Origin of the sequence: Enterobacter sp. WPR_3_1 (assembly GCF_003635055.1) — a bacterium.
In the GTDB taxonomy this organism is placed as follows: domain Bacteria; phylum Pseudomonadota; class Gammaproteobacteria; order Enterobacterales; family Enterobacteriaceae; genus Enterobacter; species Enterobacter ludwigii.
Window position 1 is genome coordinate 569912 of record NZ_RBXU01000008.1, and the last position, 13380, is coordinate 583291.

Annotated in this window: 10 protein-coding genes and 2 pseudogenes; 5 read left to right on the forward strand and 7 right to left on the reverse strand. The window is 53.6% G+C overall.

Translation table 11 applies throughout. The features are described 5' to 3' along the window. Positions 1–87: 87 nt before the first annotated feature. Genes fliK through fliF form a run of 6 tightly spaced genes read right to left on the reverse strand, consistent with a single transcriptional unit; the run spans position 88 to position 6534 of the window. A complete protein-coding gene (gene fliK, locus BJ887_RS04420; RefSeq protein ID WP_121339374.1) occupies positions 88–1332 on the reverse strand; it encodes a flagellar hook length control protein FliK in 1245 nt (414 codons plus the stop codon). Next, positions 1329–1772 (reverse strand): flagellar export protein FliJ, encoded by a 444-nt coding sequence (fliJ, locus tag BJ887_RS04425; protein WP_014170734.1) that lies wholly within the window; start codon positions 1770–1772, stop codon positions 1329–1331. The genes fliK and fliJ overlap by 4 nt, the downstream gene beginning before the upstream one ends. Positions 1773–1793: 21 nt before the next feature. Then, positions 1794–3164 (reverse strand): flagellar protein export ATPase FliI, encoded by a 1371-nt coding sequence (gene fliI, locus BJ887_RS04430; protein WP_032680683.1) that lies wholly within the window; start codon positions 3162–3164, stop codon positions 1794–1796. Then, positions 3164–3871, reverse strand: a complete 708-nt coding sequence (gene fliH, locus BJ887_RS04435; RefSeq protein WP_032678466.1) for a flagellar assembly protein FliH — start codon at positions 3869–3871, stop codon at positions 3164–3166. Before fliH ends, fliI begins: the two co-directional genes overlap by 1 nt. Next, positions 3864–4862 carry a flagellar motor switch protein FliG gene (fliG, locus tag BJ887_RS04440; RefSeq protein WP_014170730.1) on the reverse strand — a complete coding sequence of 333 codons (999 nt, stop codon included), beginning with the start codon at positions 4860–4862 and terminating at the stop codon, positions 3864–3866. The genes fliH and fliG overlap by 8 nt, the downstream gene beginning before the upstream one ends. Further along, entirely contained in the window at positions 4855–6534 is a 1680-nt protein-coding gene (fliF, locus tag BJ887_RS04445) for a flagellar basal-body MS-ring/collar protein FliF (RefSeq protein WP_014170729.1), read from the reverse strand. Before fliF ends, fliG begins: the two co-directional genes overlap by 8 nt. Positions 6535–6762: 228 nt before the next feature. Between fliF and fliE the strand changes: the two genes are divergently transcribed. After that, positions 6763–7074: a flagellar hook-basal body complex protein FliE gene (gene fliE / locus BJ887_RS04450; RefSeq protein ID WP_014170728.1), complete on the forward strand. Its 312-nt coding sequence runs from the start codon at positions 6763–6765 to the stop codon at positions 7072–7074. Between the two features lie 26 nt (positions 7075–7100). On the opposite strand, the pseudogene BJ887_RS04455 reads toward fliE, so the two are convergent. Beyond that, positions 7101–7769 (reverse strand): annotated as a pseudogene (locus tag BJ887_RS04455) (site-specific integrase); the annotation flags it as partial. 882 nt (positions 7770–8651) lie between these two features. On the opposite strand from BJ887_RS04455, the gene BJ887_RS04465 reads away from it, so the two are divergent. The 4 genes and pseudogenes from BJ887_RS04465 to BJ887_RS04485 all read left to right on the forward strand — a co-directional run bounded on the left by BJ887_RS04465 (position 8652) and on the right by BJ887_RS04485 (position 13379). Then, positions 8652–9719, forward strand: a complete 1068-nt coding sequence (locus BJ887_RS04465; protein WP_320729663.1) for a host specificity factor TipJ family phage tail protein — start codon at positions 8652–8654, stop codon at positions 9717–9719. Between the two features lie 337 nt (positions 9720–10056). Continuing rightward, positions 10057–10453 (forward strand): annotated as a pseudogene (locus tag BJ887_RS04475) (hypothetical protein); the annotation flags it as partial. A gap of 237 nt (positions 10454–10690) precedes the next feature. Next, positions 10691–11938: a hypothetical protein gene (locus BJ887_RS23025; protein ID WP_229216797.1), complete on the forward strand. Its 1248-nt coding sequence runs from the start codon at positions 10691–10693 to the stop codon at positions 11936–11938. A 127-nt stretch (positions 11939–12065) separates the two neighbouring features. Further along, positions 12066–13379, forward strand: a complete 1314-nt coding sequence (locus BJ887_RS04485; RefSeq protein WP_121339384.1) for a hypothetical protein — start codon at positions 12066–12068, stop codon at positions 13377–13379. Position 13380: the final 1 nt, after the last annotated feature.

Here is a 13380-nt window from a genome sequence, read left to right on the forward strand (position 1 = left end):
TCGGTACAGCTTAATAAGGTGATTATCCCGTGTCCTGCTGTCGTCAAAGCGTGGAAAAGACGGGGATAATCACGCTACCTCTGGCGTTTAGGCAAAGATGTCTACGGCACTGTTGCCACGCGCCGCGGATTGCAGGGCGGCAGGGGCAGGCAGTAACTCATCGCTCTCATCATTAAAACCGCCGGTATTACCGGAACGTGAAGCCTGTTGCTGCTGTTGAGAGGAGGACTGCTGCTGTCCGGCAAAGCTCTCGCTGCTGACACTGCTTTGCGCGAGCTGAATGCCACTCTCAGCAAGCGACGTGCGCAGGACCGGCAGTGCAGCTTCCAGGGCCGCACGCACGTGGCTGTGCGCCGACACCATTTGCAGCTGTGCCTGGTTATCATCCAGTTTCAGGGTAATCTGGACCTGGCCCAGATCTTCCGGGTGCAGACGCAACTCTGCGGTCTGCTGGCCCTGTTTCGTGAACAACGTAATGTGCTGACTCAGGGATTGCTGCCACTCCTGGGTTCCCAACGGCTGGCTCAATACCGGTGCCGTGGCAACGGTTGCGGCAGCGTGGCTGGTGACGTTGCTGGAAATGACGGGCGCAAGCGTTGCGGTCGGGGCTGTTGAAGAGGGTGAACTGGCGAGATCCTGCTTCTCAGCGGCGGCGGCCACGATCGGGGTCGCCGGTGCGTTGACCGGTTGAGACGGATCGGCGTTTTGCGCCTGCGCCTGCGCCTGATAAGTCGACGCTTGTTGCGCTTTTTCATGGCCCGCCAGCAGGGTGCTCATGGACTGTTGACCTGCACCATTTTGCGAAAGCGCGGCAGCGTTCAGCGTTGATTTCGCCGTCACGCCAATACCTGTCGCGCCAGAGGCCACCGGCGTTGCCGTCTGCTGGTGGGGCAGCATCGCCATCAGCGCGCTCAACCCTGCCAGCTCTTCTTCGCTCAGCTCGCTTTTGCTGTCATCCTGCGTTTTCACCGCGCTCAGGGTCTTCAGGGCATCACCTTTTGAAACCGGCACCAGCCCGGAAACGAGGGTTTCCAGCGGGGTGGCTGCTGTCGGTTCATCGCCTGTCAGGGCTGGCTGACGCGAGAGCAGGTTGGCTATTTTGTCCTGCAGGGTGTTCTCTCCCCCGGCTTCCTGAGCAACTTTTGACAGCTTACTGCCGGCTGCTTTCAGGTCAGCCAGCGTCAGCGGCGCATCGTTGCCCTGGCCTGTTGCGTCAGTCAGGGCGCCTGCCAGCAGAGAAAGAAAGTCTTGTGCACCGTCAGTGCCTTTCCCTGTTTGCATGCCGCCCGACAGGTCGCTGTCGGTCATCAGCAGTTGTTGCAATGTGATCATTCCGGTTTCCTCATTGATGCGCGCTGGGCAAACTCATCCATTTTCTTCTGATCCAGACGGTTTTCCGCCAGGGTCGTTGCCGCGATCTGTCGGTCCTGTAAGGTCTGCCAGGCCTGCAGTCGCTGCTTTTTCTCGCGCCAGAAATTCAGCGCGGTGTCGACTTTCTGGGTCCACTGGTTAAGCTGCTGGCGATGCTGTTCAATCGCCTTTTCCAGCGTCTGAATAAACTGCTGATAGTTAATCCAGCGCTGGCTTCCAATGCCTTGTGTCATATCGGTATTGAGGTTGGTGCGATATTCATGCTGATAGTCGATTAACATCTTCAACTGCTCTTCAGCCTGCTGGCACCCGCGTCGCATTGCGCCAAGCTGCAATGCGGCATCATCAACTTCTTTCTCAGCCAGATCTTTCAGCGTTGATAACGCGCTGTTTTGCGCCATGACCTTCGCCCTCCACCTGTGTTACACCTGCGGGAAAATCAGCTCCAGTGCCTGGAGTGAGTCTTCCCAGTCGGCGCGTTCAAAAATACCTTGTTGCAAAAACGCCTCCAGCTGCGGCCACAGGCTAATCGCTTTGTCGAGCATCGGGTCGCTGCCTTTGGCATACGCCCCCACGCTCACCAGATCGCGGTTGCGCTGGAAGCTGGAGAGGAGTTGTTTGAAGTTACGCACGCGGGCGTAGTGCTTCTCTGTGATCAATGCCGTCATTGCACGGCTGATTGATGCTTCGATATCAATTGCCGGGTAGTGACCGGCTTCGGCCAGACGGCGCGATAACACAATATGACCGTCGAGGATCGCACGCGCGGAGTCGGCAATCGGGTCCTGCTGGTCATCGCCTTCGGTCAGAACCGTATAAAAAGCGGTGATTGAGCCGCCGCCGCTGATGCCGTTTCCTGCACGTTCGACCAGCGCCGGGAGCTTGGCAAAGACCGAAGGCGGATAACCTTTGGTCGCCGGAGGTTCTCCGATGGCGAGAGCGATTTCACGCTGCGCCATCGCATAGCGGGTCAGTGAGTCCATAATGAGCAGCACGTGCTGGCCACGGTCACGGAAATCTTCCGCGATACGGGTGGCATACGCAGCACCCTGCATACGCAGTAACGGTGAGACATCCGCCGGTGCGGCGATGACCACCGAGCGGGCACGGCCTTCTGCACCGAGAATGTTTTCAATAAAGTCTTTTACTTCGCGACCACGTTCACCGATCAGACCCACGACGATGACATCGGCCTGGGTGTAGCGTGCCATCATGCCAAGCAGGACGGATTTGCCCACCCCTGAGCCGGCAAACAGGCCCATACGCTGCCCGCGGCCTACGGTCAGCAGGGCGTTAATCGGGCGCACGCCGGTGTCGAGGACATGTTCGATGGCGGTACGCTGAAGGGGGTTAAACGGCTGGGTGATCAGCGCGCCGGTTTCGGTGGTGTCCGGCGAGGGCAGACCGTCCAGCGGTTTACCGCTTCCGTCCAGTACGCGGCCAAGCAGGGCAGGGCCAAGCGGGAGCTGTTTCCCGCTTTGCAGTCCATCGCCGCTGATGTTTTTCGCATACACGCGCGCCCCGGGCAGGATGCCTTCAACTTCTTCAAGGGGCATCAGGAACAGGCGCTGGCCATTAAAGCCGACGACTTCGCTCTCAACTTCACGCGTCTCTAGTCCATCCTGACGCTCAATCACGCAGGTGGCTCCCAGCGGAAGCTGCAGGCCAGTGGCTTCCAGCACCAGGCCGGTGGCACGCGTGAGTCGTCCGTAACGGCGAACGGACGGCAGCTGCGTCATCTTCGCTTCAAAATTATCGAGCGTGTTGAGCCAGCGGGTGAGGCGTGCAGTCATCAGACGACTCCCGGTGCTGCCAGGCGGCACAGTTCCTGCCAGCGGGTCGCAACGCTGGCATCCAGGTCGCCTTCATCGGCAGAGACCTTGCAGCCTCCGTGATGCAGCGACGGGTCGCCGCGCAGACGCCAGCCGTGCAGGCTCAGCGTCGCGCCCAGACTCTCTTCCACGCGCTGGAGGTCGTCCGGATGCACGCGCAGCTGCGGTTTCCCACTGAACAGCGGCTCCTGCTGAAGCAGGCCCTGAATTTGTTTAATCAGCGCGGTGTTGTCCACCGCCGGCGCGTGGCCGATCACCTGACGGGCGGCTTCCAGCGCCATCTGCATCAGCCTTGAGGCAATGACGCTGTCCAGCGCATCCAGCGTGTGCTGAAACTCGCTGACCAGCTGCTGCATACGGGCGTGAAGTGGAGCCTGTTGCTGGCGCGCCTGTTCAATGCCGTGTTCTAACCCTTTGGCCAGACCTTCCTGATACCCCTGATCGTGGCCTTTCTGGCGTCCTTCGTTCAGGCCAGCCGTGTAGCCCTGCTCATGGGCCTGCATCTGCAGCTGGGCCAGCATCTGCGCGCGCTGCTCTTCTTCGCTCAGCTCAGGCTGCTCGACATCCGGGTCGCCCTCTTCGGGCGACAGCACGGCGGGTGTGAACTCTGACAGGGGAGGCGCCAGATCGTCGGGCGTCCAGCGCTTCCACGGCAGTTCATTAGACATAGGTGTCGTCTCCGCTGCCAATCACCATCTCGCCGGTTTCCGCCAGACGACGAACGATAAGCAGGATGGCTTTCTGTTCGTTTTCCACCTGAGACAGACGGACCGGGCCACGGTTGGCAAGGTCGTCGCGCAGGATATCTGCCGCACGCTGAGACATGTTGCGCAGGAACTTCTCGCGCAGCGGCTGCTCGGCACCTTTGAGGGCGATAAGCAGCGACTCGGAGTCCACTTCCTGGAGGAGGCGCTGGATGCTGCGATCGTCCACTTCGACCAGGTTTTCGAACAGGAACATCTCGTCGATAATTTTCTGTGCCAGCTCGCCGTCGAATTCGCGAACGGCGGTAATGACCGCTTCTTCCTGCTGCGTTTTCATCAGGTTGATGATCTCTGCCGCCGTTCTCACGCCGCCCATTTTGCTGCGCTTGAGGTTCTGGCCATCGAGCAGGTTGTTCAGCACTTCGGTCAGCTCCGCCAGCGCGGCTGGCTGGACACCACCGAAGGTCGCGATACGCAGCATCACATCGTGACGCAGGCGCTCTTCGAACAACGCCAGAATATCGGCCGCCTGGCCACGTTTCAGGTGGACAAGAATGGTGGCGATAATCTGCGGGTGCTCGTCGCGGATAAGGTCGGCGGCACTCTGCGGTTCCATAAAGTTGAGCGTCTCGATACCGCTGGCGGTATCGCGCGTTTCCAGAATGTCTTCCAGCAGGCTGGCAGCACGCTCTTCGCCCAGCGCCTTGACCAGCACGGAGCGCAGATAGTCGTTGGCGTTGACGTTGAGCGCGGCAAACTGTTCGGCTTCCTGCTCAAATTCAGACAGCACTTCCGTCAGCTGTTTGTTAGAGATCTGGCGTACGTTTGCCATTGCCGCACTGAGAATCTGTACTTCGCGCTGCGAGAGGTGTTTGAACACCTCGGCCGCACGGTCTTCGCCAATGGTCATCAGCAGGATGACGCTTTTATCGGTGCCTGAAAGCGTGTTACTCATGTTCGTTACCCATCCACTGGCGGATGACCAGCGCCACGACGCGCGGATCGTTATCTGACATTTCGCGAATGCGCTGGCTCATGACCTCGGCGCCCATACGCTGGTTAGCACGGCGTTGCTGCATCTGTTCGTCTTTGCTGAGGCGAACTTCAACCGCATCTTCCACTTCCTGACGGGTACTGACCTGTTCGCGCGCCGCTTTTTCAGCTTCAGCACGACGCTGGAGCTGAGGACGAATACCCTTACGCCACAGCAGCCACGCGACGATCAGAACCAGCAGCCAGCGACCTGCGGACAGCAGCTGATCGATAAACGCCTGCTGTTGCCAGAACGGCAGTTCGCCACCTGACTCTTCAACCGAGTTGAACGGTGAGTTCACCACGTTGAGCGTGTCGCCGCGCTTCTCGGAGTAACCCATCGCTTCACGGGTCAGGTCTTCAATCTGTTTCATCTGCTCGGCGGTCAACGGCAACGGCTTGCCATCCGCCAGCGTTTTGTAGTTCACCACCACCGCAACCGACAGACGCTGTACATCGCCCACGTTCAGTTTGGTGTGGCGGATGGTACGGTCCACTTCGTAGTTGGTGGTTTCGTTACGACTGCTGGTACGCGGACCGGCGGTGCTGGCTGTTGAGGTGGTCTGCTGATTCGTTTGTTGACCGTTCTGCTGATTAGCCGGTGGCGTTGAGATTGGCGCCGCGTTAGCCGGTGCTGGCTGATTAGACAGTGCGCCCGGCACACCGCCTGGGTATGCGCCGCCAACCTGTTCGTTTTCATTGACCTGACGAGAGCGCATTACCGCCTGAGCCGGGTTGCCATTCGGGCTATATTGCTCTTCGGTCTGTTCTTTATTAGAGAAGTCAATCTGCGCGGTAACCTGCGCATGCACGTTGCTGTTACCCACGACCGGGCCAAGGATGGCTTCGATGCGACGCTGCACGCGACCTTCCACATCCGCGGCGTATTTCAGCTGCGCGTCATTCAGATCGCGGCCTGCGGTATTGGACTGGGTCAGCAGATGACCACTTTGATCAACCAGCGTCACGTTACCCGGCGGGAGACCGGCAACGGCGCTGGAGACCAGATGGGTCACCGCGCTGATTTGTCCTTCATCCATTGCACGGCCAGGCTGGAGGTTAACGGTGACGGAGGCCGACGGGGATTTCTGCTCGCGGACAAACAGGGAGGGTTTAGGCATGGCCAGGTGCACACGGGCACTCTTCACCGGACCCAATGTTTCAATCGTACGGGCCAGCTCACCTTCCAGCGCACGCTGGTAGTTCACCTGCTCGCTGAATTGGCTGATACCGAATTTTTCCTGATCCAGCAGTTCAAAACCTACCGCACCGCCCTTTGGCAGTCCCTGTTGCGCCAGGCGCAGACGAAGTTCGTGCACCTTATCAGCCGGTACCTCCAGCGCACCGCCGTTATCCGCAAAGCGATAAGGGATGTTCATCTGGGTAAGCTGGGTGACGATGGCACCGCCATCCTGATCGGAAAGATTACTGTAAAGCGTGCGGTAATCAGGGCTTTTCGCCCACAAGACCATCGCTACAAGGATCGCAATTGCGGCAGCGCCTGCCACGATCAACGGGATTTTAGGATTCGCGCGAAGGCGGTTCATCCACTCGAGTGATTTATTTTGTGGCGCTGTCGATGCTGTTGCACTCATTGCGCACCTCTTAAATCCTGGTGGTTTACGTTATTCGTGTAGAGAAACAAAACTGACTCCCGGGTCGGCAAACACGACAAAAGTTCCATATTGATGGCCCTGCCATTATTTGATGATTCAGGATTTTCTATGCGTCAAATAACCTGGTTTTTTCACGCTATTTACCGCCATTATCTTATTGACAAGCTGTTAGTCTTGACCCCGTAAAAAACCATTCAGGGGAGAGTCATGGCTATACAGGGTATTGAAGGGGTGATCAGTCAGTTGCAGGCAACGGCGATGACGGCCCGTAATCAGAATGTGGCAGAACAACCGAGCATCAGTTTTGCAGGACAACTGCACGCCGCGCTTGACCGTATCAGCGATACCCAGACCGCCGCACGTACTCAGGCGGAGAAGTTCACCCTCGGCGAGCCGGGCGTGGCACTGAATGATGTGATGACCGATTTGCAAAAAGCCTCGGTTTCCCTGCAGATGGGGATTCAGGTGCGTAACAAGCTTGTGTCTGCTTATCAGGAAGTGATGGGCATGCAGGTTTAAGTTGCCTAACCTAATGATATTTATAATTAATAACCATCCGATCCCACAGCGTGGGGCATGGATGGGGCAAACTCACTCAATTTCTGGTTGAGTATGAGTACCTGGTCCTGGTTATTTTCAGCCATCCAGGATCCGTATACCCGGTAAACCATTTGCGCGTCGGTGTGGCCCATTTGCTTCGCGATGAAGTTCGGGTTGGCACCGGCAGCTAACGACCAGCATGCATACGTGTGTCGGGACTGGTATGCTCTGCGATAGCGAATCCCGGCGCGTCGCATTGCCGCTTCCCACGACTGGTTGATCGACCGAACTGCGTAATGATGCCCGGCACGGCCATATGCGCGCAGTTTCACCTCCATCTGATACTGCTTACCGAGACGTGTTAATTCGGACTGGCTCTTTAGCATGTCGATCGTCGGCTGAATTAGGTTGATGACGCGGTCCGTCCCGGCATCAGTTTTCGGAAGGGTGAACTCCTTCGTTAAAGTGTGGTTCCGGCGGGTCATCATCGTACCCGCTTTCAGATCGATATCTTCCCGGGCCAGCGACACGAGTTCTCCGTGCCGTACGCCCGTATACACGGCCAGCGAACACATGTTTTTCAGCTGCTAGTGGGCGCAGGCGTTAATCATCCTCACAAACTCGTCGCGCGTCAGCGGATCAGGTTTGCAGCGGGAACGCTCAAGCACCTCAACCCGATCAAGTTTACGCAGAAGGTTCTTGCCGGCCTGATGCCAAAACCCAATGCGAGCGCTTCAAGCGGGAACAGTGAAACATCGCCAAACAACAGCCTGAAGGGGCAGGCCAACATCGCGCGCAATGATGAGGCTAAGCCTGATAACTTCGGGCAGATCAGGGCGTTCCCTGACCTCACCCAGGAATCAGTTTTTGAATATGTCCCTGGCGGCGCAGATAACACCTGGCTGAAATACGTAACTGAGCTTATGTGCTTTGGCCTGGGGAAATATGACATCACCTATGTGCGGTTCTCTGAAACTAATCTTGGCTCAATGGCGGGAGCAAGTTACACCATTTATCAGCCCGGTGAAGTGATCCCCCAGTTCATCGAGGGCTACCAGTTTGACGACGTTGACGGGCAGGAACTTCTCGGGCCAAACGAAAAAGAAGGCATGCCAATTGAAAGCACGACGGCGACAACCGTCATAAGTGGCGTTTACGCTGGTGATGAAATTGCGATGAAAATCGTAAAACAGGCTGATTTTGACTATTTCCTTGGTCTGATCATTCCTCACCCGGTTACTTTCACGAGCAATGTAACCAGGCCGGTGCCGGGTGGTTCTGTAACGGAAGATGTGCAGCTTTCAGGGTCGATGATAAGCATCGTTGAAAGTGACGACGGAAGCGTCATTAACCCGGTTAAGTATTACACTTTCACGTTCAATAAAATCTCAGCGCCGGGCTTTGATTTATCAGGCGTAACCATCAACACAACAAAATTTATCCTGGCCGATAACGGAACGCTTGTGGTAGGCCCGTTTATTTCCCCGGTGCAGTCAGCTCAGCTATAGATCCACGTAATTGCCGGTTACGCCGGGCAGCATAACGACTCTTCCAAAATTAAATGGTGGAAGGTCGATGATAATAATGATCAGATCCCAGGCACAGAGGAGACGGGGACTTATGCGATTGTAGAAGGGATAAAGGGCGTTTCGAAAACCTACTACCGGACATATAAGCAAACTCCAGCAGCTGGGTACGGACGCTATGCCGTCTCACTTGAGCGCATAAAAAACAGCGCAAGTGACAGCAAAATACAGCTTGAAGAGATACATGCCATCAATGTCAGGACCAATGTTGTACATCCTGATGACACGCTGGTGAAAATAGTCGTCCGGGCGACAGAGAACGCCACCGGAAGCCGTGACAGGAAATACAACGCGCTGATCACCCGCCACGTTATCAGCTACAACATGACGACGCAGCAGGTTGATTATACGCTCCGACCGTCACGGAAATTTGCGGATATCGCGTTGTTTAACTGGCTCGTTGTCGGTCAGCAGCCGGAGTCGAGCATTGACATTTACGGCCTGTACCAGATTCAGGCTGAAATCGACGCCATCGATCCGCGACTCGGATACTTCGATTACACCTTTGATGATGAGGATGTGTCGCTCGGTTCGCGAATGGAGACCATCTGTGACGCAGCCAGCGTGTCCGTTTATGACTATAACGGTGTGCTGTCATTCACCCGAGACAGCAGGAAAACGTCTGCGGCCACAATATTCAACCGCTCAAACACAAAGCCAGATGGTTACTCGCTTTCTTACGATATGACGCTCCCAGGCGGTTATGACGGCGTTGAAGTGCAGTTCCGTAACCCGGACACCAATAAGCAGGACTTTGTCCGGTACCGGATATCAGGGAGTTCCATTATTGAAGGATCGCCGGCCAAAGCGAAGAAGTTCGAAATGCTGTATGTAAGGAACAGATTCCAGGCTGACGAGCGGGCGCTGCGCGAGTGTAAGAGGCTCATTTTCTCCCGTATGACCATGGCTATTACAGCAATGGCTGATGGAGAATGGGTAAACATTGGCGACATGGTTCAGGTGCCGGACACATACGACACCAACCAGCAGGCCGGATACATTGTGTCACGGGGCGGCAATGACTTTGAGACGAGTTAGCGTATCAACTTCTCCGGAACCATGTTTGTGCAGGTCACGGATTCATCCGGTGCCACTACTGCACGATACCAGGGATCCCCGCGCACTGACACCGCGTTTGGCTTTACTGCTGCCATTCCAGACATTGACCTTAATCTGTTCGACGGTGTTGACGTCCAGTCGTCTTCCCGGTACGTCATTGCCACGTCACAGGAGCTCGATGCAGGGCAGTGGACAATCACTGCCAAGCAACCTGACGGCAAGGGAAGTACCGCATTAACTCTCGCTGAGTATAGCGATCTGATTTACCAATAAGACCCATCCCGACCACCGCGCCGGGTTTTTTTATGGAATAAATATGGCTACGCAACCTACCAACTTGCCTGTTCCAAGCGAATCGCCGCGCGATCTGCAGTTTAACGCCGGTAAAATTGACGAGTTTGTTACCTCGCTGGTTAATACTTATATTGACCGGTTTGGTAACGAGCATTACACCATTGAAGGTTTGCGCTGGATCGCGCAGCAGGCTATTGCTCAGTATGGGTGGATCCCTATTGGTACATTCCAGGCAGGGGCAACGTTAACGCTCCCCAATCAGATTTTAAAAGATACCACTGACGGAGAATACTATCGCTGGGATGGTTCATTTCTTCCATCAGGTAAGATTGTGCCGAATGGTTCTACGCCTGGCTCGACTGGAGGTGTTGGGACAGGTGCATGGCTCAGTGTTGGAGATTCAACCCTCAGAAGCATGCTGGCAAGCTCAGTAGGTGCTGCGTCTATTGGCTCGGTATCCGGCGCAACGGCGCCGGACTATTTTACCTCTGCCGATTTAAACACTGTTACAGCACTTATGGCTTCAAGCCTTGTACCCCAAATCAAGGTAGTGCGCACATCTGGCTACTACGATATTTTTGGTAAGCGCGATATGGGTACGTTCTGCCGAAACGGCAACTCCAAGCCAGACACCGCTTCAGCTTAATAAGCTTGCAGTGACAGATGCTAATGGCTCTGTATGGTATCTGGATATTTCGAATGGAGAGGTGTGTTTTGACTCCATAGGAGCAAAAGGTACTGGATTAACAGCTGATGATGACTGGTCGTATCTTGAGTTGGCACTTAAAAACGCAGAGCAAGGTACAAACAGAGTAGTTAGAGGCAATAAATCTGCGTACTACTTTTCTAAGCCAATCCTTATGAAAACAGGTAGGCACCTAGAATTTAATGCGAAATTCGGGGTGGATATTACCTATGGTGGACAATTACTTTCATCAACTGACGCTCCAAATGCGACCACTCCTGTAGGTGTCGATTACACCTCAACATTCTCAGATAAACAAGCTCAGATCGTGGTTGCTCACACTGCAGGGCAATTTGCTCGATACTGGTCAGTCAAAAACTGCTACATAAAAAATGCCAGTAGTGCATCATCAGCTTATGGAATCTACTGCCCATTTGGTAATGCATTTGACCTTAAAAGCGTCTGGTCCGTTGGAGGTCTTGTAGGCTTTGATGCGAGAAATATTTACACATACTCCTTTAGTGGATGTTATTTCTCTGCACCAACAGGAATAACAGGAACTGTAGGAGTTAACGTAACACCAATTCAAAACGGATTAGGTTCTGGTACATCAGGAACGTTTGAGCGCATTGGTATTGTTGGTTACAAGTACAGTTGGATATTCACGGAGATGAACTACACATCCATGACCAGTTGTTATAGCGAAGATACAAGAACGCGTTATGCTTTGTTCCTGACAAGATGTAACGGCATGAACATCAATACGTATGGTATAGAGAATCTGACAGTTGTTTCCGGAGACGGAAGACTGGTTGATATTGTCGATAGTCAAGCTTCCATTAATGGACTGCAGGCATCTTATAACATCAACCTGTCCGGTGTTAGTGCGATAACAGTCACAGGAAACTCTCAGGTAACGATAAATGATCCATTTGTTGTCGCTGTAGGATCCGCATACGTGCCTCTTCAGACGGATAACACTTCTCATGTCAGGATGTATGGCTTCAAATCTACAGGACCAACTCCTCTTGCAAATATTCTTGGGTTGCAAACGGTAATGTATGCAGATCAGGGAAGAAATGAATGCGTTAACTTCCCTGGCAACTGGAATGGCGGATTCTTGAGGATTGGGGCTATAAGATTATGGGATGATGGTACGGGACTTCGCATCAAGCGAGGAACTGACCCATTAAGCGTTTCTGATGGCACAGCCCTGTAACAAAAAACGGGCCGCTTCGGCGGCCTTTTAACCCCCCATTACAGCCCCAAAGATCTTGCCTGGCTACACTTCATGTGTGAAAATCCCTGCCTAAATCCTCAGGAAAAACCCGAAATTAGATGATTCAATGTCAATAACAAGGATAGATTTTAAGAGGTCTGCGCCTCAGATTTTGTTGTCACTGTTTGGGCTGATAATTACGCTCTTAGCGTTTTATCCTGGCATAGTAAGCAGTGACGCCCTTGACCAGTATCAGCAAGGCTCAAGATTTATATTCACAGACTGGCATCCACCAGTAATGAGCTTCATATGGTCGATTACAGATAAGATAATACCAGGCCCATTCGGCATGCTCCTTCTGGAATGCTTAATGTACTGGGGCTCTCTTTTACTGCTATCAGCATCAATTCCAGCAAAACATAAATACCTCTCCCTGTCAGTGATTGTTGTTGGGTTCATGCCGTTTGCCTTGGGTACGCTAAGCCACATTCTGAAAGATGTTTTCCATGCCGTAACATGGATGCTTGCAGTTGGCCTGGTAGTCATCGCCAACCGGAATGAAACAGGGAAAAGAAAGATTATTATCTTTGCAGGCATCCTTCTGATAATTGGAAGCATGTTTAGGTTCAATGCCATATTCGGCCTCATCCCACTGGCATGGCTGCTGGTCGTAGATGAGAAACCATGGGCATGGAAAAAGCTGGCGTTTGCACTCGTTTTATTCCCGCTGTGCGCATTACTATTTACCTCAGTTTTCAACTACAAAATCCTCGATGCGTCAAAATCAAAGGCTTTTCAGTCGCTTATAGTTTTTGATATTGGCGGGATATCACACTTCTCTGATAGCAACCACTTCAAAGAAGAGTGGAGCGATGAAGAAGATAGCAAAATAAGGAATGAGTGCTACGACTCGCGTTCGTGGAACAGCTATGCTTGGGGGCCATGTGGCTTCGTTCTTAAAAGGCTTGTTGCATCTGGATCATGGGATGATGGGTCTTTGATGGGGGAATGGCTGGAAGCTATTTACCATCAGCCAACTGCATACCTTCAGCATCGCTATGAAAACTTTAAGAGCCTGCTGTGGGAACCAGGAGGGATTCTTGAGGACAGGACGGCAAGTAACTCATTAGGATTCGAATACAAAAAGACCGAAGCCTTTGTTGCATTACAAGGAATAACTGATTTCCTTGGCGACACTCCACTGTTTAAGCCTGGATTCTGGTTAATAGTTTCGTTGGCATTTTCTTTGTATGGCTTGTTTGCAAGCAAAGGAGAAGCGAAAAACTTAATCATTGCCTTGAATACATCCAGCTTCCTTTATCTGCTTGCTTATCTGTTTGTAGGCGTAGCATCAGATTTCAGGTACGCCTACTGGTCCATCATGGCCACATCCGTTAGCGTTCCATTTATTTTGCTGTCTATCAAAACAAGAAATAATTAAC